Below are 21,887 nucleotides of genomic sequence, written 5' to 3'. Positions count from 1 at the left end.
TCGGGCCATGGATCTGCCGGTGATGCCTCCTGTGAAGCCGATGCTCGCCAAGTCCGTGTCCAGGATCCCGCCCGGTATGCAGTACGAGGCCAAGTGGGACGGCTTCCGGGCGATCGTGCACCGGGACGGCGAGGAGGTGGTGATCGGCAGCCGCACCGGCAAGCCGCTCACCCGCTACTTCCCCGAGCTGGTCACCGCCGTCCGGGACAATCTGCCGCCACGCTGTGTGATCGACGGCGAGATCGTGATCGCGTACGACGGGCGGCTGGACTTCGACCGGCTCAGCGAGCGCATCCACCCCGCCGATTCCCGGGTGCGTCTGCTCGCCGAGCAGACCCCGGCCAGTCTGATCGTCTTCGACATCCTGGCGGTGGGGGACGATTCGCTGCTCTCCACCCGGCAGTCCGACCGCCGCGCCGTGCTGGAGGCGGCCCTGTCCGACGCGTCGGCCCCCGTCCACCTCGCCCCGGCGACCACGGACCCGGCCCTCGCCCAGGAGTGGTTCGAGCGGTACGAGGGCGCGGGGCTCGACGGTGTGGTGGCCAAACCGCTCGATCTGCCGTACCGCCCCGACACCCGGGTGATGTACAAGATCAAGCATGAGCGGACCGCCGACTGTGTGGTGGCGGGGTACCGCTTCCACAAGAGCGGCCCGGTCGTCGGCTCGCTGCTGCTCGGTCTGTACGACTCCGGGGGTGTGCTGCAGCACGTCGGGGTCTGTGCGGCTTTCTCGATGAAGCGCCGCGCGGAGCTGGCCGCGGAGCTGGAGCCGTTGCGCGTCGATTTCGCCGGCCATCCGTGGGCGGCCTGGTCGGATGCCGAGGCGCACGAGCACGCCCGGCTGCCCGGGACGCAGAGTCGCTGGTCCGGGAAGAAGGACCAGTCGTGGGTGGCGCTGCGCCCGGAGCGGGTCTGCGAGGTGGCGTACGACCACATGGAGGGCGACCGTTTCCGGCACACCGCCCAGTTCCGCCGGTGGCGGCCGGACCGCACCCCCGACAGCTGCACCTACGCGCAGCTGGAAGAGGTGGTGCGGTACGACCTGGCGGAGGTGCTGTCAGCCGGCGGACGCTGAGCCCGACGGAGTGGCGCACGGGTCTTCGCTCGTCGTCGGGTCGGGTTCCGGGGACTCGGTGGTTCCGGCCGTCCCGGTCGGGTCCGGTGACGGCGAGTCCGTCGGGCAGCCGGGGCCCGGCTCGGAGGTGCTGGGGTCGGGGCTCGTACCGGGGTCGGGGGTGGCCGATCCGGTGTCGGTCGGATCGGGAGAGCCGGTGCCCGGGTCGGTGGGGTCCGGGGAGCCGGTGGGGTCCGGGGATCCGGTCGGCGATCCGGAGGGCTTCGGGGTGGCCGACGGGGAGGGCTGGTGCGAACCGCCGGGCTGCGGGCCCACGATGATGCCGCCGTCCGGGGCGCCGGGGCCGCCGACCGGATGCTTCGGCTTGTTCGGTCCGCCCGCGCCGGGGCTCCTGGGAACCGTGCCCTTGCCGTCGGCCACCGGGTGGATGCCCTTGCGGTAGAACTCCAGCCAGGACAGCACGGTGCGCAGATAGGTGTCCGACTGGTTGTAGCTGAGGATCGCCCGGTCCAGATCGGCCTTCACCGACAGATCGCGCGTTCCGGCACAGAGGTAGTGCCCGGCGGCGAGTGCGGCGTCGTAGATGTTGTTCGGATCGCGGCGGCCGTCACCGTTTCCGTCCTTGCCCCAGTGGGCCCAGGTCGAGGGGATGAACTGCATCGGGCCGACCGCCCGGTCGTAGGTCCGGTCGCCGTCGTACGCGCCGCCGTCGGTGTCCGGGATGTTGGCGAATCCCGCGCCGTTGAGGACCGGTCCGAGGATCGGGGTGAGCGTCGTGCCGTGGGAGTCGACCCGTCCCCCGCCCGCCTGGCCGGACTCGACCTTGCCGACCGCCGCGAGCAACTGCCACGGCAGCCGGCATCCGGGGTCGGTCCGCCCGAGTGCGCTCTCCGCCTTGCGGTAGGCGGCGAGCACCGTGGCCGGGATGCCCGCCTCGGACCACGACCGGGCGGCGGCCGGGCTCTGCTTCGCGCCGGCCTTCGGCGGCTTCGGCGACTGCAGCGGCGGCAGTTCGGTGTGGTAAGAGTCGTCGTTGGGTACGTGCGACCACTTGACCTCGTCGGCCTCCGGACGCTCCTTCGGCGTCGTTTCGTGACCGACGAGTCCCGGCGCCTGGGACGCGGTGAGCGCGGCCATCGCGGCGACCGCGACCGCCGTGCCGCTGAGTCCGCGGCGCATCGTGCCGTTGAACCTCATGCGTGCTCCCCTCTCCCCCGGGTCACCGGGTGAACGTATCGATGGCGGAGATCCGCCAGGTGCCGCCGCGGCGAACGGCGTCCACGGCGAACATGGCCGCCGCGTAGGTCGTCTCGTCCGACTTGCCGGTACGGGTGTTGCTCTGGTCGGCGAAGATCAGCAGCCGGGCCCGGTCGCCGTCGAGGAGTTCCACACCGCTGTCGGTGACGGTCGTGGTCAGCAGGAGCTTCTGCTTCTGCCCCTGGGCCCGGACCTGGGCGAGCATGTCCTTGTGCTGCTGCACCGCCTTGCCGACCAGATGGGTCCGGGCCGCCTGTTCGGACTTGCCGGGCGAGGCGTAGTTGTACGAGAACACCGCGCCGACGGCGTCGGCCATCTGGCCCTTCACCTCGCTGGTGCGGCTGATGTCGGTGAGGGCGGTGTTCTGCCGGGACGGGTCGTCGCGCAGGCTGCCGGCCGAGGTGAACGCCCAGGCGGCGAAGGCCCCGAGCAGCACGGTGAGGGCGCAGAGGACGGCGGGCAGCCGGATACGGAAGCGGGACGGCCGCTTGCTTCCCGGTTCCGTGTTCTCCCGGGCCTCTGCCTTCTCATTGGCCTCTGTTGGGTCGGTGTCGTCCGTGGCCTCGTCGTCGGTGATGGTGTCCTTCGCGGACGGGTACGGCACCGGCTCGTCACGGGATGTGTCCGGGGTCTCGGGCCCCCGCGCCGGGGCGGCGGTGGCGCGTTCCGCGGCGACGGTGGCCAGGCGGCGCCGTCGGTTGACGAGGTGACGGGTCGTCGACATGTCCGGGAGTCCTCTCGGTGGCAGGGGTGGGAGTCGGTGGCGTCAGCCGGCCGTGTTGCCGACGGGTGCCTGGCCGAGGGCGCTGAGCTTCCACCCCTCGGAGGTACGGGTGAGCTTGCCGAGCATCCGGCTCTCCTTCACCGCGGGCTTGCCCTTCGGCGCGGTGACGGTGACCCGCAGCGCCACCATGACTCCGGCCTTTCCGGCCCGGTCGTCGAGTTCGGTCACCGCCCCGGACAGGATCTGGGCCGTGCTGACCGTCTTCGCCTGCTGGATCTGCTTCACGAACGCGGTCCGTCCGTCGACGAGTTGCTGGTGCAGATCGCCGGTGGTGGAGTCCTCCCAGCTGTCGAGGCCCTTCGCCAGCTTCCGGTGGTCGAGCGTGTTCATGTTCTGCACGGCCTGCTCGCCCGCTGCCAGCGCCTCGTCGCGGGCCTGCGCGTACGCCGCCGACTCGTCGTGCGCGGCGTCGTACCACGACACTCCGCCCCAGGCCGCCGCGCCGGCCGCCGCGACCGTCAGTACGACCGCCGCCGCCATCAGCGGGTTCCTCGTCATCCGTACCCGTGCCATTGCTGTCTCTCCCCTGCCGGCCGATCCGTACCGAGTTGCGCGAGTGTGGGCGCTGCTATCTGGAGGTGATCTCGACCACGGTCCAGTGGCCGTCCCGCAGTTGGGCGGTGACGGAGAGCTGTGCCGCCGCCGTGGTGGGCGGCTTGCCCTCCCGCTCGTAGACCTGGTCGAGGAAGACCAGCAGGTGAGCGCTGTCGTCCGTCAGCCGGGTCACTCCGGCGCGGACGACATGGGTGGTGAGGGTCAGCTTCTGGTCGGCGGCCTGCTTCTCGACCTGGCCGAACAGGGCCGCGTACTGCTGGAGCGCCTTGCCGGCCAGGAGTTGCTTCGCCGACTCCTTGGTGACGGCGGTGGCCTGCGGGCTGTAGGAGAAGACCTTGCCGAGTGCGTTGCTGACATCGCCCGCGACCCGGGTGGTCGCCTCGCTGTCGGTCAGCGCGCGGTTCGAGGTGGCGGGGGTGTCGCGCAGTTCTCTGCCTTTGGCGAAGAGCGCGCCGCCGGTCGCGAGCAGTGCGACGACCAGGACCGCCGCCACGATGCGCTGCCACCGCCGGGCGGGCCCGGCGGTGGCAGCCGGTCCCGCGTCGGCGGCTGCGCCGGGTTCTTCTCCGGGCTCTTCTCGTTCCTCGACGTCCCGCGTGTCCACGTCCGTGCTCACGACCGCTGTCCCTCCCCGCTGTTTCATGCGCCGCTCCCGACCGGGATCGCCGTGAGCGCCTTGACCTTCCAGCCGTCCGCGGTCCGGGACAGTGTGGCCTCGAAGCGCTTGCGTTCGGTGCCGCCCTTTCCGGTGCGCGGGGTGACCTCGACGTCGACGGTCGCGATCACCTCGGCCGTACCGGTCCGCTCGTCGAGCGCGGTGAGCGCCGCGTCGGTGACCTTCCCGCGTGCGGTGGCACCGGACTTGGTCAGTTCCTTCGCGTCCTTGCTCCGGGTGCGCCCCAGCTGGTCGTGGAGCGGCCCGGTCGAGGAGTCGAGCCAGGCTCCGAGGCCGGCGTCCACGCTCCCGGCGTCCTTGGCGTCGAGGCTGTTCAGCCGGGCGAGGTGGTGCTTCCCGTCGGCCAGCGCGGCGTCACGGTGCTTCGCGTACGCCAGGTTTTCGTCGCCGCGCGCCCGGGCGTACGACCAGCCGCCGAGGGCGCAGACCAGCACGGCGGCGAGCAGCACCGCCCAGCCGGTCAGGGTCCTGGTACGGGATGTCATCGGCCGCCTCCCTGTCCGAGCCCCAGCAGTCCGGCCATGCCGTCGGCGTCCTGCGGGGTCCGGCCGGTGACACCGAGCGCCCCCGGGAGCCGGTCCGCGTCGTCGCCCAGCAGCATCGAGCCGGGCTTCGCGGGCTCGGGCACGGCGCCGCCCTTCGGCGCGTTCGCGCTGCCGCGGACGTTGATGCCGGTGCCGGGCGACGAGGTGCAGCGGGCCTTGGTGTTGACGGGGGGTCCGGCCGTGGTCTCCAGACCGCTGCGGTAGACCGTGCCGCCGTATCCGGCGGTGCAGGGCAGCGGTTCGAAGAAGGTCACCGACATGCCGAACCGGGCGCCGTTCTCGTCGATCGCGCTGGCCCCGGCGGCCGCCACCGCGGGCAGTTTCACCAGGAGTTCCTCCATGCCGCGCTGCCGGGTGACGGCGACCTCGGAGGTGGTGAGGAGGTTGGCGACGACGACGCCGAAGCTCGGGTCGAGGTCCCGCAGCAGCCCGCTGATCTGTCCGGTCGCGTCGGGGGCGACCGCGATCAGCTTGCGAAGATCGGTGTCGGATCCCTTGAGCTGGGCGGCCAGTTCCTTGGCGCCGGAGGCGAATCCCTTGAGCGCCTCGCCCTGTTCGGCCTGGGTGCGCAACACGGTCCGGCCGTCGATCATCAGCCGGGTGTTGACCGGCAGCGCGTCGTCCGCAGCCTGGACGAATTCGCTCCCGGTGTCCAGCAGCACCTGGAGGTCGTCGCCGCGCCCCTCGAACGCGGTGCCGAACTCGTCGACGACCGTGCGCAGGGATTCCAGGTCGACGGAGCCCGCGAGGTCGTTGACGCTGGTGAGGACATCGGTGACGGGAGCGGGGACGGTGGTGTCGGCCTGGTCGATGACGGAGCCGTTCGCCAGGTACGGGCCCTCGGTGCGGGTGGGCCGCAGGTCGACGTACTGCTCACCGACCGAGGAGAGGCTGGCGACGACGGCCTTGAGGCCGTCCGGGATCTTCGGGGCGTCCTTCTCGATGCGCAGTTCGGCCTCGACCCCGTCGTCGGTGAGCTCGATCGGCCCGACCCGGCCCACCGAGACACCGCGGTAGGTGACGTTGGAGTGGGTGTACAGCCCTCCGGTGCGCGGGAGTTGGACCTTTACGGTGTAGTAGCTGCGCAGGCCGATGTAGTGACCGAGGTCGGCGTACCGCACGCCGAGGTAGCCGAGCACGAGCACCGCGATGATCAGGAAGGAGATGTTCTTGAGCCGTATGGCGAGGGTGATCATCGGCTGCTCCCGTTCGTGCCCGCCGTCGGGACCTGGGGAAGGGGCAGCGGCAGTCCCTGCCCGGACCGGCTCGAAGCGGCCCCGGCCTGCGGAGGGGCCGCCGGGACGATCGGAGGGATGATCTGTGTGCCGGGCACGGCCGTCAGATCCAGGTAGACGTTGAGGTAGTCGCCCTTCACCCCGCGCAGCACCTCGTCGGTGAACGGGTAGGTGAGCAGCACCTGGAGGGAGTCGGGCAGGTCGCGGCCGGAGTCGGCGAGCGCCTTGAGGCTGGGGGCGAGGGCCTTGAGGTCGGCGATCATGTCGGCCTTGCTCTTGTTGACCGTGTCGACGGCGACGGTGGAGAGGGTGTCGAGCGAGCGCAGCATGGTGAGGAGCGAGCCGCGCTGCTTCTCCAGGACCTTCAGGCCGGGGCTGAGCCCGGTGAGGACCGTGCCGACGTCCTGTTTGCGGGTGGCGAGGGTGGCGGAGAGCCGGTTCACCCCGTCGAGGGCGTCGGTGATGTCCTTCTTGTGGTCGTCCAGGTTCGTGACGAGGGTGTTGACCCGGCCGAGCATCGAACGGATCTGGGGTTCGCGTCCGGCGATTGCCTTGTTGAGCTCGGTGGTGATGGTTTTGAGCTGGTTGACGCCGCCGCCGTTGAGGAGCATCGACAGGGCTCCGAAGACCTCTTCGACCTCGGGGTTCCGGTTGGTCCGGGTCAGCGGTATCCGGTCACCGTCGGCGAGTCTGCCCTGCGCGGTGCCGCGTGCCGGGGCGGCGAGCTGGATGTACTTCTCGCCGAGGAGGCTGGACTGTTCCAGGTGGGCGTAGGCGTTGGCGGGCAGTTCGACCTTGCCGTTGACGCGCATGGTGACCTTGGCGTTCCAGCTGCCGGAGCCCAGGGAGACCTTGGTGACCCGGCCGACGGCGACATCGTTGACCTTGACCGATGCCTGCGGGGCGAGGCTGAGCACGTCCGCGAATTCCGCGGTGATCTCGTAGGGGTGGTCGCCGAGGTCGGCGCCACCGGGCAGCGGCACCTGGTCGATCCCGGTGAACGCGGGCAGGCCGGAACCGCTGACGACGAGGGCCAGGCCGACGCCCACGGCCAGCACCGCGACGACGCCGGTCGTACGGGCTCCGGGTCTGCGCAGCACACGGCTCATCGCTTCGCCCCCTTCTCTTCCGTGGCGGTCTTCGCCGGGGTGCCGTAGACGGTGCCGACGGCCGGGAGCGGCAGGGTGGGCAGCGCCTTGCGGCGGGCGGCGTCCACCGGGGTGAGTCCGGCGAGGCCGGTGGTGAGCGGTCCCATGGAGAGCTCGTTGAGGTTGGTGCGGCCGTTGAGGGTGCGGTTCACCGGGTCGTAGGCGTTGACGACGTTGCCCGCGGCGAGCGGCAGCGTGTCCATCGACTCGGCGAGCGAGGCCCGCTGGTCGACCAGGGTCTGGGTGAGCGGCACCAGGGCGTCCACGTTCGCCTTCAGGGCGCCGCGGTTCTTCTGGATGAAGCCCTTGACCTGGCCCAGTGCGGTGCCCAGTTCCTTCAGCGCGGCACCGAGGTTCTCCTTGTCGTCGGCGAGGAACCCGGTGACCGAGTTGAGCTGCTGTTCGGCGGCGCGCACATTGCCGTCGTTGTCCTTCAGCACGGTGGTGAAGGTCTGCAGGTAGGACAGCGTGTCGAAGAGGTTCCCGCTGCTCTTGTCGAGGGTCTTGGTGGCCTTGCCGAACTGCTCGATGGAGTCCCCGATGGCCTTTCCGTTGCCGTCCAGGTTCTTGGCGCCGGTGTCGAGGAGCCCGGAGAGCGCTCCGTCGGCGTTGGCTCCCTCCGGGCCCAGCGCCTTGGACAGCTCCGTGATGGAGTCGTACAGCTGGTCCACCTCGACGGGTGTGGCGTTGTTCGCGGCCGGCAGCACGGCGTTGTCCGCGAGCTCCGGTCCGCCGTCGTAGGCGGGGGCGAGCTGGATGTAGCGGTCGGCGACGAGGCTGGGGGCGACGACCACGGCGTGCGCCTCCTTGGGGACCTTGACGCCCTTGTCGACGCGCAGGATCACCTCGACCTCCTTGCCCCGGGGCGTGACCGATTCGACCCGGCCGACCCTGACGCCGAGGATCCGCAGGTCCGATCCGGCGTAGACGCCGGTGGCCTGGTCGAAGTAGGCGGTGACGGTCGTCGTTCCCTCGTCGTCCATGGCCATCACGCCGGTGGTGGCCGCGACGGCCACCACGGCGAGTCCGGCGCCGATGCCGACGATGCGCTTCATTCTCATGTCAGCGGCCGCCTTGCTGCTTGGGTGGCTTGCACTCGGGCCCGGCCGGTGTGCCCGCGGGCACGTATTCCTTCGGGACGACTCCGCAGACGTAGTTGTCGAACCAGCGTCCGCTGCCGAGGGTGTTGCCGACGAGCCGGCTGTACGAACCGGCGAGCGAGAGCACCTTGTCGAGACTCTTGCGGTTCTTCACCAGTACCGCGGTGACCCGGCCGAGCGAGTCCAGGGTGGGCTTCAGCTGCTTGTTGTTGTCCTTCACCAGGCCGGTGAGCTGGGTGCCCAGGTTCCGGGTGCCGGTGAGCAGCAGGTGGATGGAGTCGCGGCGTGCCTGGATCTCGCCGAGGAGCAGATTGCCGTCCTCCAGCAGGGTCTCGAAGCTGCTCTTCTTGTCGGCGAGCGTCTTGGTGAGCTGCTTGCTGCCCTTGAGGAGGGTGGCGAGCTCGGCGTCACGTTCGGAGACGGTCTTCGAGAGGGCGGAGAGCCCGTCGGCCGCGCTCTTCACGTCCGGCGGGGAGTCCTTGAAGGTGTCGGAGATCGTCTCGAAGCTCTTGGCGAGCTGTGCGGTGTCGATCTCGCCGATGGTCTCGCCCAGTCCGTTGAACGCCTGGGTGACGTCGTACGGGGACGTGGTGCGGCTCGCCGTGATGCGCTCGTGCGGGTCCTGCGGGGCGTTGCCCAGCGGGTCGACGGCGAGGTATTTCTCGCCGAGCAGGGTCTTGATGGCGATGCCGACGGTGGAGGAGTTGCCGATCCAGACGTCCTTGACCTTGAAGCTGACCTTCACCTTGGGGCCGTCGAGCGAGACGCCGGTGACCTCGCCGACCTTCACTCCGGCGACCCGCACCTCGTCGCCCTCGCTCAGTCCGGCGGATTCGGTGAAGTCGGCGCTGTAGGTGGTGCCGCCGCCGATGAAGGGCAGTGAGTCGACGCGGTAGGCGCCCAGGCCGATGAGGGCGAGGACGAGCAGTCCGACGACGGCCACGGCGACGGGGTTGCGTTCCCGTACGGGTTTGATTCTCATCCCTGGCACCTCGGCTTCCTGACCTCGATGCCGGTGGGCGGGGCGCTGCCGTCCTCGGTCGTCACTCCGCTGACCTTGGCTTCGCAGAGGTAGAGGTTGAGCCATGAGCCGTACGAGGTGAGCCGGCTGATCGCCGCCATCTTGGCCGGGGTCTTCTGCAGGAAGTTCTCGATCTGCGGCGTGCCCTTGCCCAACTGGTCGGAGAGCCGTCCGAGTTGCTTGATGTCGCTCTTGAGGGGCGCCCGGCCGTCTTCGAGGAGGTCCGCGGTGACGGTGGTGAGCGCGCCCATGGCGGTGACCGCCTGGCCGAGCGGCTTGCGGTCGCCGGCGAATCCGGTGACGAGCTTCTGCAGGGTGACGACGAGGTCGTCGAAGCCTGCCTCGCGGTCGTTGACGGTCTTCAGGACCGTGTTGAGGTTCTTGATCACCTCGCCGATCACCTTGTCCTTCGCGGCGACCGTGCCGGTCAGCGAGCCGACGTGCGAGAGGATGCTGTCGACGGTGCCGCCCTCGCCCTGGAGCACCTGGACGATGGAGCCGGCCAACTGGTTGACGTCGGGCGGGGAGAGTCCTTCGAAGAGCGGCTGGAAGCCGTTGAAGAGCTGGGTGAGGTCGAGTGCCGGGGTGGTGTGGGAGAGCGGGATGGTCTCTCCGGCGTCGAAGCTCCTGCCGACCGGCCCGGCCCCCTGGTCGAGGTCGATGTAGCGCTGGCCGACCATGTTGAGGTACTTGATCGAGGCGGTCACCGACGCGGGGAGCCTGCGCCCCTTGCGGACGGCGAAACCGACCTCGGCGAGCCTCTTGTCGGCCACCTCGATGGACTCGACCTGTCCGACCTTGACCCCGGCGATCCGGACGCTGTCGCCGACGACCAGTCCGGTGGCGTCGGTGAACCTGGCCCGGTACGTGGTGGTGTCGCCGACGCCGGTGTTGGCGATGGACAGTGCCAGCACGGTGGTGGCCAGCACGGTCACCAGGATGAAGACGATCGATTTCGTGAGCGGAGCGGCGAGAGAGCGTCGCTTCACTTGAGCTTCACCTCCGCACCGCGGAAGGCCGGACCGATGAGCACGCTGCTCCAGTCGGGCAGGGTCTGCGGCTGGACTTTCAGTGAGGGAGCGACCAGCTCGTTGACGAGCCGGCTCTCCTGCGGGGAGTTGGGCATGCCGAGTGCGGAGTCCGTGGCCGAGGGCAGGGTGCCGGCCGGTTCGTCGGCGTATGCGGTGCCGGGCGGGGTGACCGCCGTCGCCGTGCGGGCGTCCGCGGTCGGCACGGTTCTGCCCACGTACGGCACGGAGTAGCAGTGTGGTCCGCCGGTCGAGTTGTAGACCGGGGTGTCCTTGCCGGGCACGTACTTGCCCTTCGACTTCACCGACTTGATGGTGACGTGGAGTCCGGGCCGGTCGGTGCCCTTGCCGAGCGCCTTGTCCATGGCGGGCACGAAGCCGGCCATGGTCCGCAGGGTGCAGGGGAATTCGTCGGAGTACTTCGCCAGCAGTTCCAGCGTCGGCCTGCTCGTGGCGGAGAGCCGGATCAGGTTGTCCTTGTTCTCCTGGAGGAACGAGGTGAGGTCCCGCGCGGAGGCAGTCGTGGACCCGTACAGTCCGGCGAGCTGTGCCTGCTGTTCGGCGATGGTGCCGCTGGTGGTGGTGAAGTCGGTGAGTGCGTCGAGGACATCGGGGGCGGCGTCCCCGTACACCTTGCTCACCTTGACGAGTTCCTTGATGTCGGCGTTGAGCGTGGGGAGTTGGGGGTTGAACTTCGCCAGGTGGGCGTCGAGCGTGACGAGGGTGTCGCCGAGCTTCTCGCCGCGCCCTTCGAGGGCCTGGGAGACCGCGCCCAGGGTGGCGGCGAGCTTCTCCGGCTTGACGGCGGTCAGCAGCGGCAGGACGTTGTCGAGGACTTGCTCGAGCTCGATGGCGTTGCTGGAGCGGTCCTGCGGGATGACGGAGCCGGCCCGCAGCGGTTGCGTGGACGGCAGTTCGGGCGGTACGAGGGCGACGAACCGTTCCCCGAAGAGTGTGGTGGGCAGCATCTGGGCGGTCACGTCGGCCGGGATCCGGTCGAGCTTGTCGGGGTCGATGGCCAGGGTGAGCCGGGCCCCGTTCCCGTCGGCCGCGATGTTGCGGACCTGGCCGACGACGACGCCGCGCAGCTTCACATCGGCGTTGTCGTGCATCTCGTTGCCGACGCTCGAGGTGCGTACGGTCACAGTGGCGTCGTCGGTGAAGTCCTTCCGGTACACCGAGACCGAGACCCAGACGAGTACGGCGGGCACGAGGAGGAAGGTGACTCCGGCGAGTCTGCGGCGGACGGTCTGCGTCCGGTGGGAATTCATCAGCCGGCCACCTTCACCGTCGTGGTCGCGCCCCAGATGGCGAGGGAGAGGAAGAAGTCGGTGACGCTGATGAGCACGATGGCGTTGCGCACCGACCGCCCGACCGCGACGCCCACACCGGCGGGCCCGCCGGTGGCGTGGAAGCCGTAGTAGCAGTGGGCGAGGATCACCATCACGCTGAAGATCAGCACCTTGAGCACCGACAGCAGCACGTCGTCCGGGGAGAGGAAGAGATTGAAGTAGTGGTCGTACGTGCCCGCGGACTGCCCGTTGAAAAGGACCGTGATGTAGCGGGAGGCGAGGTACGAGGAGAGCAGCCCGATCGCGTACAGCGGGACGATCGCGACGACCCCGGCGATGATCCGGGTGGAGACGAGGTACGGCATGGACCGCACCCCCATCGCCTCCAGGGCGTCGACCTCCTCGTTGATCCGCATCGCGCCGAGCTGGGCGGTGAAGCCGGCGCCCACGGTCGCGGAGAGCGCGAGTCCGGCGACGAGCGGGGCGATCTCGCGGGTGTTGAAGTAGGCGGAGATGAAGCCGGTGAAGGCGGAGGTGCCGATCTGGTTGAGGGCCGCGTACCCCTGAAGGCCGACGACGGTGCCGGTGAAGAGGGTCATCGCGACCATCACGCCGATGGTGCCGCCGATGACACCGAGACCGCCGCTGCCGAAGGCCACTTCGGCCAGCAGCCGCTGGACCTCGCGCAGATAGCGGCGCAGGGTTCGCGGCACCCAGATCAACGCGCGTACGTAGAAGGTGAGTTGTTCGCCGGATCGGTCGAGCCAGCTGAGCATCGACATCGGTCAGCTCCCCTTCGCGGGGACGATCTGGAGGTAGATCGCCGTGAGGACCGTGTTCACGAAGAACAGCAGCATGAAGGTGATGACGACGGACTGGTTGACCGCGTCACCGACGCCCTTCGGGCCGCCGCGCGGGTTGAGTCCGCGGTAGGCGGCCACGATGCCCGCGATGAAGCCGAAGATGAGTGCCTTGATCTCGCTGATGTACAGGTCGGGGAGCTGGGCGAGGGCGGAGAAACTGGCCAGGTAGGCCCCCGGGGTGCCGTGCTGCAGGATCACGTTGAAGAAGTAGCCGCCGAGCGTGCCGACGACGGAGACCAGGCCGTTCAGCAGTACGGCGACCAGCATGGTGGCGAGGACGCGGGGGACGACGAGGCGCTGGATGGGCGAGACGCCCATGACCTCCATCGCGTCGAGTTCCTCACGGATCTTCCGCGAACCGAGGTCGGCGCAGATGGCCGAGCCCGCGGCGCCGGAGATCAGCAGGGCCACGATGATGGGGCTGGCCTGCTGGATGACGGCGAGGACGCTGGCGCCGCCGGTGAACGACTGGGCGCCGAGCTGCTGGGTCAGCGAGCCGACCTGGAGGGCGATGACCGCGCCGAACGGGATCGAGACGAGCGCCGCGGGCAGGATGGTGACGCTGGCGACGAACCAGAACTGCTCGATGAACTCCCGTACCTGGAAGGGCCGTCGGAAGACCTCCCGGCTCACGGTCACGGCGAGCGAGAACAGCTTCCCGGTCTCGCGCAGCGGGGAGAGCAGCCGGTTCGGGGGCTTCTCCGCCGACTGCTTCGGCGCCGTCGCACCGGCCGCCTCGGCGGGCGGCGGCTCGGGGGGCAGTACCGGCATGGGGGCCGTCACGGACGTTCACCGCCCGCGGCCGGGGTGTAGCTCTTCATGATGGCCGTGCGGGCGGCCTCGGGCAGCCGGCCCATCATCGACAGGACCCGTTCCCGGCGGCGCAGGGCAGCCTGGCGTACGGGCATGCCGGGCGACGGCTCCAGCTGGGGCACGACGGTGCGCGGCCCGTTGGCGGAGCTGATGCCGACTCCGTAGCCGTTCACCTCCTCGGCGGCGAGGGTGGCGGCGTCCTTCTCCTCGGCCATCCCGATGGGCCCTTCGCGGCGCCCCGCGAGGAACTGGGCGACGACGGGCACATCGCTGGTGAGCAGTACCTCGCGGGGCCCGAAGGTGACGAGGTTGCGGCGGAACAGCATGCCCATGTTGTCCGGGACGGTGGCCGCGATGTCGAGGTTGTGGGTGACGATCAGCATCGTCGCGTCGATCTGCGCGTTGAGATCGATGAGCAGTTGGGAGATGTACGCGGTGCGGACCGGGTCGAGTCCGGAGTCCGGTTCGTCGCAGAGAATGATCTGCGGGTCCAGTACGAGGGCGCGGGCCAGGCCGGCCCGCTTGCGCATGCCGCCGGAGATCTCGCCCGGCAGCTTGTCCTCGGCGCCGAGCAGACCGACGATGTCGATCCGCTCCATGACGATCCGGCGGATCTCCGATTCCTTCTTGCGGGTGTGTTCACGCAAGGGGAAGGCGATGTTGTCGAAGAGCGACATCGATCCGAAGAGCGCGCCGTCCTGGAACATGAGCCCGAAGAGTTTGCGGGTCTCCATGATCTCGCGTTCCGGGCTGTTCACCATGTCGACGCCGTTGATGAGGACGCGCCCCTGCTCCGGCTTCAGCAGACCGATGATGGATTTCAGGAAGACGGTCTTTCCGGTGCCGGAAGGCCCGAGCATCACGCTCACCTCGCCGGCGGGCAGGGTAAGGGTGACGTCCTGCCAGATGTTCTGCTTGCCGAAGGACTTCGTGAGGCCCTCGACGACTACTTCGATTCCCATCGGCCCTCCTTCGAAGTTGTTGTGAACGAAGTCATCTGTCAGCGCTCCGGCTCTGAGAAATGCGTTGGCGGCTCGTCACACATGCACCAGGAGGCGCACGCTATGTCCGCCGAAACCGCCAGGACAAGCCGTTGAAAGCGGAAATCGACGAACCGGGCTCTCGGTGTGGATCATTTGTCACCGAGTGACAAAGCCGGATGCGGGCTTTGTCGAAATCTGCGCAAGGTTTCCGGCCCGCGAACCGGGGCCCAGCGGCGGGCGAACCGGAGCCACCGGGGCTCCAGAGGTACCGAACAAGCAGCAGCGGATACGTTTTCCCGCTGCTCAACGGGACGCTACGGCCCGGTAACCAGCCTCCGCAATACCGGTTCGTAAACTTTTTGCACGCCATTCGACGGCCTTTTTGTTTTTGTGAGCGAGTGAGTATCGCGCATCGCCCACTTGTCGATAAGTGAGCCCTTCGGCACACCGGTATGCAAACGCCCGCCTCGCCCGGAAGAATGCGCCGGGCGGGGCGGGCGGCATCGCTGATCTCCGTACTCCACGGAATGAGGTACCGGGGAGGTACCTACCGCGCCACTCCTGCGTGCCAGCTCTCCGAAAGCAGCCGACCGGCGTTGGGCGCCGACGCACCGGGCAATGCCAGGCCCCCGGTGTACGTGGCGGCGTTGTTGAGCACCAGGTTGTTCTTTCCGGCCGCCGACGGCAGCGCCGTCTTCAGGTTGACCGCCCAGTTCAGCTCACCGAGGGTCAGGGGCCCGCAGCCGCTCACCCCGGGGACGGCGAACCCCGCGTCGCCCTGTGCGTTTCCGGTCAGCTCGATGCGGTTGAGCAGACCGCCGGTGTTCGCCGTGCCGTTGGCGTCGAAGCGCTTGCTGGCCACGGCCGGCTGGGTGAGGTTCTGCGGGCGCAGCACGATCGGGTCGGAGGTGGTCCCGATGTAGCACTTCGAACCCAGGAAGGGGTTCTCCAGATGGATGCGGACCGGGATGTCGACGATCGTCTTCCCGCTCTGCATCCCTGCGGCCACGTCGAAATTCCTGGGCGTGCCGGCCGACTGCACGGTGGCAACGACCCGGTTGAGGCTGTTGTCCGTCAACTGCTTGCAGATGTCGGAGACCACCGGAATCCCGCTCGGGCACATGAGGCCGAGCAGACCGCCGGGAATCTCCGTCGGCGCTCCCACGATCGCCCCGCCCGCGGGCGGCACGATCCTGGACTCACCCGTCGCCGTGTTCCGTACGACGCCGAACTGGAGGTCGTTGGCACCGGTCGTCGCCAGGGTGTTGCCGAGCTTGATGGAGCCGCTCTCGGAGTGCGAGGCCACGCAGATCGCGATGTTCGTCTGGCCGTCCGCGGCCACCATGGCCGGGTCGTCGACCGGACACCGGGTGAAGGGCGCCCAGTTGCCGTTCATCTCCTGGGCGGAGGCGGCGCTCGCCGGCGAGGTGCTCAGCGGAATGCCTACGGCGACCGTCATCAGCGCGCCGAGGAGGGCGGGTCTGAAACTTTTCGGAGCAGCTCGCATGATTCGTCCAGCCTTTCTGGGGATCCGGGAGTCAGCGCTTGCGGAACAGCTCTCAGCGTTCGGGCTCGGGCTTCGGCGGCTCGGGACAGTTCGCCGGAACACCTTCGACACACAACGGGGACTGCATCATTTTCGTGTAGTTGCCTTTTCCGGAGACCGAGGCGGTGAAGAGGTTGTCGAGATCCTCCGTGACACCGCATCCGGTGAACGGCGGCACATCCGCGTAACCGGTCAGCGGCCCCCCGGTCTTCACCGTGTAGCCCTCGGGGCCGCCCGCGCCGGACGCCCCCTTGCCGACCAGTTCCAGCGTCATCGGGCTCGCACTGCGGCAGTTGGCGCCGACGTCCAGCGGCTCCCCGTTGACCTCCACGTCGTAGAGGCGCGCGCGCACGGGAGCGATGGCGGTCGTCGTCTCCTTGTACTTCTTGGTCTCCGGGTCGGGGGCCGAGTCGCCCAGCGTTCCGATGTCGATCCTGCCTTCGAGGATCAGTTCCACCTTCGCCGTCGTCGGCATGAAGCCGAAGGTGAGGAAGGTGGCCTCGGCCGGCGGCATCTGGGCCCTGCCCTTGTAGTCGAGCGTGCCGTCGGTGGTCAGCCAGCTCTTCACGCCCGTCGGGCATCTGAGGAAGGAGACGGACGTGTTCAGGTTGAGGCGAAGATGTCCGGGGTCGTTGAACTTGATCGCCCCGGCCAGTTTGTTGACGTTGGAGTATCCCGCCATGTAGCCGTGTGCCGGCTTGGGCACCTGCGGGAGCGGACCGGTCATGACCGTGCAGTCGGCGGGTGGCTGTACGCCCCCCGACGGCAGATCCGCTGCCCGTCCCGCCTTCGCACCGCCGGACCGGTCGGGGGTGGTGCCCCCGGACGGCTCGGGGGCGGCCCCGGAAGGCGGCGTGGTTCCGCTCTCCGGGGGAACGGTGACCGTGGCCAGCTCCGCGCTCTGGTCCGGATCGACCTTGCACGAGAAGGCCAGCGGGGGCGGCGCGTCCCCGGCGCCTTCCGCGGCGCGCGGGGCGAGGCCCACGTCCAGCTGCCCCAGGGCGAAGAGCACGTCGCCGCTGGATCTCGGCGTGATCGTCGGAACCTCGCCCGTCGCCCGGAGCGAGAGGTCGCCCGTGGCGGGGAGCGGGAATTCCGGGATCTCCAGCCCTTGCCAGGGCACATCCGTCGACTCGCCCCGCTGCGAGACCTCGGTCAGCATCCGCGCGGATCCCGAGACGGCCACCGGTTCGGCCCCCGGCGACGCGGAGAGCGCGGAACGCGGGAGCTCGAAGGAGAGGGCCACGTCCCGGAGCCGGATCGCCGTCCCGATGCTCGTGGTCACCGGCAGCTCCGCCGCGATGTGCACCGCGACCGGCTGCGCGCCGGAGGGAAGGTCACAGGTGTAGGCGACGTCCGCCTCGGCGGTCCGGGTGTCGGTCGCGGCTCCCGTTCCCGGCATGAATCCCGCCACGATCGTCACCGCACCGACTGCGGCGATGCGCGCGGCGCGCCGCGGGTCCATGGTCCTTGTTCTCATCTCGGCCTACCTGCCGTCGTCTCGGTGCTCGGCACTCGTGCGTGTATTGCAAAAGGACCTGCCGACGGCGGGCCGCGGAGAGGAGGTGAACCTCCGCTCCGCGGCCCTTCCTTGCCACCGGCTCCGGTCCGGTCCGGTTACGGCGAGGTGATGGTGAGCGGCGCAGCGACCTTGTACGTCGCGTCGAACGTCGCCGAGTCACCCGCGTTGAGCAGCCCCGAGCAGTTGTCGGCACTGTCGACCTTCAGGCCGGTGCCGGTGTTGATGTCGAGTTCGCCAGTGGCGTTGTTGTAGGTCACGTTGCTCACGGACCCGGAGATCACGGCCTTGCAGGTGCCGAGGATGGTGTCACCGGTCAGGTTGACCTTGACCCCGGAGAGGCTTCCCGAGGTGATGCCACCGCTGTAGCTGCTCGCGTCGATGCTGATGACAGCACCCGTTGCGAGTGCGGCCGTGAAGTTCGAGCCGAGCGGTCCCGGGCACGGGCTGGCCGTGGATCCCCAGGCGGCGGCGGTGATCTTCGCGATGCCGACGCCGGTGGAGTACGTGCCGCTCGGAGCGGTGCCGCTGGCAGTACCCACCGAGCAGTCCACCTGCTGGCTGGTGTTGGTGTCGACCAGGGTCGCCACCGTGCCGGCCTTGAGCGAGGCCGTGAAGGTGCCGTTCGCGTTGGGGTTGACCACGGTCCACTGCGCGAGGGTGGTGGCCGAGGCCGACGTGGCGGCGAACCCGAACGCGGCTGCGGCGACGGTCGTGGCGAACAATGCTCGTCTGAGGGTGTTTCTCACGGAACTTACCTCCGGGAAGTGGAGTTGGACGTACCCGATTACCTCGCACCACACCCTGGGAATGGGCCCGGCACGAGGGCGGCTCACATCGTGTAACGCAGAAGTCGATGGACTCGACTGCGTGATCGAACTCCGTGCGGATCGAACGTTACGAGCCAGTAGCCCAACGCGGCAATACCCGGCACAGAAAATCCCCGCACCTCTCAGCAAAAGCATTCCGCCTTAGCGACAACTCAGCAGATCGCCACGATTTTCTGTACGAAAGTGAGTAGTTACGGCCGTGTCATGCGCCACGGCCCCCGCCGGACACTCATCCCAGGCGCAGTCACCGGCGGTGGGCCAGCCCGCCGACCGGCCACGTACCCGCCGGTAAGATCGTCGGGACCTCGGCCGAATGACACCCTGGCGCCCCGCATCCACCGCACGGCCGAACCCCTGCAGGGGGCGTCGCGGAACACCGTCCTGGACCACAGAACACACCGCCGCCGGCGAACCGCCGGCGAATTATCCATTCCGGCCGACCGGTTTTGACATTTGCCCGCCGACCCCAAAGGATTCCCCTTCCCTGAATAACATGTTCCCCTTCTGATTCCGCGGATCAAGAGGCGGCAAATGGCCGCGTCCCGCCACGTTCACAGCGGTCCGGGAACACGCACACCACCGGCACGAATCCGCACCAATCACCCGGGCAGGAATCCGTTACCCACGGTTACTTTCTTGTCGCCGGGAGAGCAGACGTCCGAAAAACATTGTCCTGAAGTGAGCACTGGCGCCCCACCTGCACCGAAGCACCACAACGGGGCCGAGATATGTGCCCCTTGCACTTCGATCTTGTCCAAGTAGTGGGCACAACCGCTCACTTGGTCTATCTTCATCGCGAACTTGGTACGCACCTGTCGGTTCGTGGGAGCGCTTTCCCCACCGCCTGTCCCCCCACCGGGCGCCGGAGAGCAGGGGGGACTGTCATGTCTGAACTCATTCAGCCGTTGGACACGGGGGATCCTCTGGGGCCGCTCCCCCAGGAATTCGCCGCCATCATGCGGCCCGAACTGCCGAGCCTGATCAAGGAGATCGGCGTCGAGGTCACCCGGGCCTACCCGGAATACGCCAGACTGCTCGACGGCCCCAACGGGCAGGCCATCAGGGTCGGCGTGGAGCAGAGTCTCTCCTCCTTCGTGGACCTGGTCGCCGAGCCGTCCGCGCCGACCTCGCTGCGCGACGACATGTGCCGCCGCTTCGGGCGTTTCGAGGCGTACGAAGGCCGCACGATGGAGACGCTCCAGGGCGCCTACCGCCTCGGGGCCCGGGTCGCGCTGCGCCGGGCCAAGAAGGTCGGCCGGACTCACAACTTCTCGCCGGCCCTCATGCTCAGCTTCGCCGACGCGCTCTTCACCTACATCGACGAGCTCGAATCCCTCTCCCGGGAGGGCTTCCTGGAGGTGCAGTCGCAGACCGGCGAACAGACCGAGGCCATGCGCCGGCGTCTGCTGCACCTGATCCTCGCCGGACGCCCCTCGCCCCGTACCGCCATCGCCGAACTGTGCGAACAGACCGGATGGGCGCTGCCCGACGAGGTCACCCTGGTCGCCGTCCGCCCCCCCGCCACCCTGGACCGGGCCGTGGCCGACCGCGATCTACTGGCCGATCTCAGCGCACCGCAGCCACACTTATTGATTCCCGGAGCTTTCGACGACACCCGAAGACGCATGCTGGACGAGGCGCTCCTCGGCACCCACGCCGCGATCGGCCTGACCGTGCCCACCGCCCTGGCCTCGGACTCGATCCGCTGGGCCCGGCGCGTGCTCGAACTCGTCGACACGAACATCATCGACGACGCGCCCGTCATCCTCTGCGAGGACCACCTCATCACCCTGTGGCTGCTCTCCGACCCGGTGCTGGTCGACCAGCTCGCCCAGCGCGAACTGGCCCCGATCTCCGGCATCAGCGCCACCCGCCGGGAGCGGCTGGTCGAGACCCTGCGGATCTGGCTGGACACCCGTGGCACCGCGGCCCACATGGGCGAGCTGCTGGACGTCCACCCGCAGACGGTCCGCTACCGGATGCGCAATCTGGAGTCCATCTTCGGCGAGCAACTGACCGATCCCGAGAGCCGGTTCTCCACCGAGGCCGTGCTGCGGGCGCTCCAGTTGCGGGCCCGCGGGGACGAAACACCGGTCTGAGTCGGCTTTCAGCCGGATCACGGTCCTCACCATGAGTCAACTTACTTACAAGTAAGGCGAAATAGACGGTCACTCTCAAACGGTTGCCACACGGAGACGTTCTCAACGAGAAACCAGGAACTGCGTCCCGTACATATGGAGAAGTCGACCGCCGCACCCGGCGGCCGAGCCGAGAACCACCTCCTGGCCGACCATTCCGAGAGGGAACCCCCATGACCGCCTCACATCTCCTCGTCCCGGTGCCGATCCCGGACCGGGTCGCCGCGCTGATCGGGTCCTGCATCCCGCCGCACATCCTCCAGGCGGAATTCGACGCCGACTGCGCCGCGCGCGAGGTGCGCAGCTTCCGCGGTCCGCGACTCTGCGACGAGGACCGGGCCGACCGCGAGCAGGCGCTCTCCGAACTGGCCCGCGCCAACAAGTTGCTCGCCGCCCATCACCCCCGGCTGGCGGTGCGCCCCGGCAGCTCCTGGTGACGCCCCTCCCCCGCACCCGTCTTGCGGAGGGGCGACACGGCTCCCACCTTACTCGAAAGTAAGTTAGCTTCAGAGTAAGGAGCTGGTGTGGCCGACAACAGCAGCGGCAACCTCACCGCCGAACTGGCCGGGCTCGACTTCGCGGCCGTCTCCCCCGAGGAGTTCGCACGGATCGTCACGGGCCTGTCCGCCAAGCAGCTCGGCGAGATCATGCACGGCGAACTGCGCTCCCGGGTGCTCGGCGAGGTCTTCGGCCGGATGAAGCAGCAGTTCCGCCCGGAGGCGGCGGGGCAGCTGACGGCCCTGATCCGCTGGAAGATCACCGGCGACAGCGAGGCGGTCTACGAGACCTCGATCGGCAACGGCACCTGCACGGTCGGCTAGGGCCGGTCCGAGGCCGAACCGCGTACGACGCTGGTGATGGGTGACGCCGAGTTCCTCAAACTGGTCTCCGGCAACGGCAATCCCCTGACGATGTTCATGATGCGCAAGCTGAAGGTCGCCGGCGATGTCGGCCTGGCGGCGGGACTGACCCGCTACTTCGACATCCCGAAGGCCTGATCCCATGAGCTACTTCTCTCTCGCCCTCACCGAGGAGCAGCAGGATCTGCGGGACTGGGTGCACGGCTTCGCCGCCCAGGTCGTCCGCCCCGCGGTGGCCGAGTGGGACGCGCGGCACCGAGATCGAGGCCGTACGCCTGCTGATCTGACAGGCCGCCTGGATGGCCCGCAACGACCGGACCTTCGACGCCGGGCAGGGCTCCATGTCCAAGCTGCGCGCGAGCGAACTCGCCGTGGCGGCGGCGGAGAAGGCCGTCCAGATCCTGGGCGGCGCCGGGTACAGCAGGGAGCATCCCGTCGAGCGGATGTACCGCGACGCCGAGATCTACACGATCTTCGAGGGTACGAGCGAGATCCAGCGGCTGGTCATCGCGCGGGCGATCTCCGGCCGCCACATCCGCTGACCGTCACATCCGCCGACCGTTCCCTTGCGGGTGCCGGGCACGCCCGTTCGCATGCCCGGCACCGAGGTCGCCGAGGC

General features: G+C 68.9%; 20 protein-coding genes and 2 pseudogenes. 5 read left to right on the top strand and 17 right to left on the bottom strand.

Translation table 11 applies throughout. The features are described from left to right. Positions 1–7 precede the first annotated feature (7 nt). Positions 8–1,075: an ATP-dependent DNA ligase gene (locus OG978_RS35595; RefSeq protein ID WP_326769170.1), complete on the top strand. Its 1,068-nt coding sequence runs from the start codon at positions 8–10 to the stop codon at positions 1,073–1,075. Here the strand turns inward: OG978_RS35595 and OG978_RS35590 are convergent. The 17 genes from OG978_RS35590 to OG978_RS35510 all read right to left on the bottom strand — a co-directional run bounded on the left by OG978_RS35590 (position 1,058) and on the right by OG978_RS35510 (position 18,189). After that, a complete protein-coding gene (locus OG978_RS35590; protein ID WP_326769169.1) occupies positions 1,058–2,272 on the bottom strand; it encodes a lytic transglycosylase domain-containing protein in 1,215 nt (404 codons plus the stop codon). The two genes, OG978_RS35595 and OG978_RS35590, sit on opposite strands and share 18 nt — an antisense overlap. Before the next feature lie 22 nt (positions 2,273–2,294). Continuing rightward, on the bottom strand, positions 2,295–3,056 hold the full coding sequence (locus OG978_RS35585; protein ID WP_326769168.1) for a hypothetical protein: 762 nt from the start codon (positions 3,054–3,056) through the stop codon (positions 2,295–2,297). A gap of 42 nt (positions 3,057–3,098) precedes the next feature. Beyond that, positions 3,099–3,596, bottom strand: a complete 498-nt coding sequence (locus OG978_RS35580) for a hypothetical protein (RefSeq protein ID WP_326770258.1) — start codon at positions 3,594–3,596, stop codon at positions 3,099–3,101. Between the two features lie 88 nt (positions 3,597–3,684). Next, positions 3,685–4,314, bottom strand: coding sequence for a hypothetical protein (locus OG978_RS35575; RefSeq protein ID WP_326769167.1), 630 nt, complete (start codon positions 4,312–4,314; stop codon positions 3,685–3,687). Beyond that, the gene (locus tag OG978_RS35570) at positions 4,311–4,832 is read right to left on the bottom strand and encodes a hypothetical protein (RefSeq protein WP_326769166.1); all 522 of its coding nucleotides are present in this window, start codon (positions 4,830–4,832) and stop codon (positions 4,311–4,313) included. Before OG978_RS35570 ends, OG978_RS35575 begins: the two co-directional genes overlap by 4 nt. After that, the gene (locus OG978_RS35565) at positions 4,829–6,088 is read right to left on the bottom strand and encodes an MlaD family protein (RefSeq protein WP_326769165.1); all 1,260 of its coding nucleotides are present in this window, start codon (positions 6,086–6,088) and stop codon (positions 4,829–4,831) included. Before OG978_RS35565 ends, OG978_RS35570 begins: the two co-directional genes overlap by 4 nt. Next, a complete protein-coding gene (locus tag OG978_RS35560) occupies positions 6,085–7,236 on the bottom strand; it encodes an MCE family protein (protein ID WP_326769164.1) in 1,152 nt (383 codons plus the stop codon). Before OG978_RS35560 ends, OG978_RS35565 begins: the two co-directional genes overlap by 4 nt. Continuing rightward, positions 7,233–8,336 (bottom strand): MCE family protein, encoded by a 1,104-nt coding sequence (locus OG978_RS35555; protein WP_326769163.1) that lies wholly within the window; start codon positions 8,334–8,336, stop codon positions 7,233–7,235. Before OG978_RS35555 ends, OG978_RS35560 begins: the two co-directional genes overlap by 4 nt. 1 nt (position 8,337) lies before the next feature. Beyond that, positions 8,338–9,357 (bottom strand): MCE family protein, encoded by a 1,020-nt coding sequence (locus OG978_RS35550; RefSeq protein ID WP_326769162.1) that lies wholly within the window; start codon positions 9,355–9,357, stop codon positions 8,338–8,340. Then, positions 9,354–10,385 carry an MCE family protein gene (locus tag OG978_RS35545; protein WP_326769161.1) on the bottom strand — a complete coding sequence of 344 codons (1,032 nt, stop codon included), beginning with the start codon at positions 10,383–10,385 and terminating at the stop codon, positions 9,354–9,356. Before OG978_RS35545 ends, OG978_RS35550 begins: the two co-directional genes overlap by 4 nt. Continuing rightward, complete coding sequence (locus tag OG978_RS35540) at positions 10,382–11,695, bottom strand: MCE family protein (protein WP_326769160.1); 1,314 nt, start codon at positions 11,693–11,695, stop codon at positions 10,382–10,384. The genes OG978_RS35545 and OG978_RS35540 overlap by 4 nt, the downstream gene beginning before the upstream one ends. Further along, the gene (locus tag OG978_RS35535; RefSeq protein ID WP_326769159.1) at positions 11,695–12,498 is read right to left on the bottom strand and encodes an MlaE family ABC transporter permease; all 804 of its coding nucleotides are present in this window, start codon (positions 12,496–12,498) and stop codon (positions 11,695–11,697) included. The genes OG978_RS35540 and OG978_RS35535 overlap by 1 nt, the downstream gene beginning before the upstream one ends. Before the next feature lie 3 nt (positions 12,499–12,501). Beyond that, positions 12,502–13,362 carry an MlaE family ABC transporter permease gene (locus OG978_RS35530; protein WP_326769158.1) on the bottom strand — a complete coding sequence of 287 codons (861 nt, stop codon included), beginning with the start codon at positions 13,360–13,362 and terminating at the stop codon, positions 12,502–12,504. Continuing rightward, positions 13,359–14,354: an ABC transporter ATP-binding protein gene (locus tag OG978_RS35525; protein ID WP_326769157.1), complete on the bottom strand. Its 996-nt coding sequence runs from the start codon at positions 14,352–14,354 to the stop codon at positions 13,359–13,361. Before OG978_RS35525 ends, OG978_RS35530 begins: the two co-directional genes overlap by 4 nt. Positions 14,355–14,922: 568 nt before the next feature. Next, entirely contained in the window at positions 14,923–15,882 is a 960-nt protein-coding gene (locus OG978_RS35520; protein ID WP_326769156.1) for a hypothetical protein, read from the bottom strand. Between the two features lie 52 nt (positions 15,883–15,934). Further along, positions 15,935–17,401: a DUF6801 domain-containing protein gene (locus OG978_RS35515; RefSeq protein WP_326769155.1), complete on the bottom strand. Its 1,467-nt coding sequence runs from the start codon at positions 17,399–17,401 to the stop codon at positions 15,935–15,937. A gap of 137 nt (positions 17,402–17,538) precedes the next feature. Continuing rightward, positions 17,539–18,189: a hypothetical protein gene (locus OG978_RS35510; RefSeq protein ID WP_326769154.1), complete on the bottom strand. Its 651-nt coding sequence runs from the start codon at positions 18,187–18,189 to the stop codon at positions 17,539–17,541. A 965-nt stretch (positions 18,190–19,154) separates the two neighbouring features. Here OG978_RS35510 and OG978_RS35505 point away from each other — a divergent pair. From OG978_RS35505 to OG978_RS35490, 4 genes and pseudogenes are all read left to right on the top strand, one after another. Next, positions 19,155–20,369, top strand: a complete 1,215-nt coding sequence (locus OG978_RS35505; protein WP_326769153.1) for a helix-turn-helix domain-containing protein — start codon at positions 19,155–19,157, stop codon at positions 20,367–20,369. Between the two features lie 212 nt (positions 20,370–20,581). Further along, entirely contained in the window at positions 20,582–20,845 is a 264-nt protein-coding gene (locus tag OG978_RS35500; protein ID WP_326769152.1) for a hypothetical protein, read from the top strand. 87 nt (positions 20,846–20,932) lie between these two features. After that, positions 20,933–21,406, top strand: a pseudogene (locus OG978_RS35495) (SCP2 sterol-binding domain-containing protein). A 116-nt stretch (positions 21,407–21,522) separates the two neighbouring features. After that, a pseudogene (locus OG978_RS35490) lies at positions 21,523–21,810 on the top strand (acyl-CoA dehydrogenase family protein); the annotation flags it as partial. Positions 21,811–21,887: the final 77 nt, after the last annotated feature.

Source organism: Streptomyces sp. NBC_01591 (assembly GCF_035918155.1).
Lineage (GTDB): Bacteria > Actinomycetota > Actinomycetes > Streptomycetales > Streptomycetaceae > Streptomyces.
Note: the sequence above shows the minus strand (reverse complement) of the source record. Positions and strands in the feature narration are given on the sequence as shown.

Excerpts from the sequence above, each read along its gene's own strand:
- OG978_RS35590 (WP_326769169.1), bottom strand. The coding sequence starts at position 2,272 with ATGAGGTTCAACGGCACGATGCGCCGCGGACTCAGCGGCACGGCGGTC.
- OG978_RS35520 (WP_326769156.1), bottom strand. The coding sequence starts at position 15,882 with ATGCGAGCTGCTCCGAAAAGTTTCAGACCCGCCCTCCTCGGCGCGCTG.
- OG978_RS35555 (WP_326769163.1), bottom strand. The coding sequence starts at position 8,336 with ATGAGAATGAAGCGCATCGTCGGCATCGGCGCCGGACTCGCCGTGGTG.
- OG978_RS35535 (WP_326769159.1), bottom strand. The coding sequence starts at position 12,498 with ATGTCGATGCTCAGCTGGCTCGACCGATCCGGCGAACAACTCACCTTC.
- OG978_RS35550 (WP_326769162.1), bottom strand. The coding sequence starts at position 9,357 with ATGAGAATCAAACCCGTACGGGAACGCAACCCCGTCGCCGTGGCCGTC.
- OG978_RS35525 (WP_326769157.1), bottom strand. The coding sequence starts at position 14,354 with ATGGGAATCGAAGTAGTCGTCGAGGGCCTCACGAAGTCCTTCGGCAAG.
- OG978_RS35505 (WP_326769153.1), top strand. The coding sequence starts at position 19,155 with ATGTCTGAACTCATTCAGCCGTTGGACACGGGGGATCCTCTGGGGCCG.
- OG978_RS35500 (WP_326769152.1), top strand. The coding sequence starts at position 20,582 with ATGACCGCCTCACATCTCCTCGTCCCGGTGCCGATCCCGGACCGGGTC.
- OG978_RS35595 (WP_326769170.1), top strand. The coding sequence starts at position 8 with ATGGATCTGCCGGTGATGCCTCCTGTGAAGCCGATGCTCGCCAAGTCC.
- OG978_RS35575 (WP_326769167.1), bottom strand. The coding sequence starts at position 4,314 with ATGAAACAGCGGGGAGGGACAGCGGTCGTGAGCACGGACGTGGACACG.
- OG978_RS35540 (WP_326769160.1), bottom strand. The coding sequence starts at position 11,695 with ATGAATTCCCACCGGACGCAGACCGTCCGCCGCAGACTCGCCGGAGTC.
- OG978_RS35565 (WP_326769165.1), bottom strand. The coding sequence starts at position 6,088 with ATGATCACCCTCGCCATACGGCTCAAGAACATCTCCTTCCTGATCATC.
- OG978_RS35585 (WP_326769168.1), bottom strand. The coding sequence starts at position 3,056 with ATGTCGACGACCCGTCACCTCGTCAACCGACGGCGCCGCCTGGCCACC.
- OG978_RS35570 (WP_326769166.1), bottom strand. The coding sequence starts at position 4,832 with ATGACATCCCGTACCAGGACCCTGACCGGCTGGGCGGTGCTGCTCGCC.
- OG978_RS35580 (WP_326770258.1), bottom strand. The coding sequence starts at position 3,596 with ATGGCGGCGGCGGTCGTACTGACGGTCGCGGCGGCCGGCGCGGCGGCC.
- OG978_RS35560 (WP_326769164.1), bottom strand. The coding sequence starts at position 7,236 with ATGAGCCGTGTGCTGCGCAGACCCGGAGCCCGTACGACCGGCGTCGTC.
- OG978_RS35515 (WP_326769155.1), bottom strand. The coding sequence starts at position 17,401 with ATGAGAACAAGGACCATGGACCCGCGGCGCGCCGCGCGCATCGCCGCA.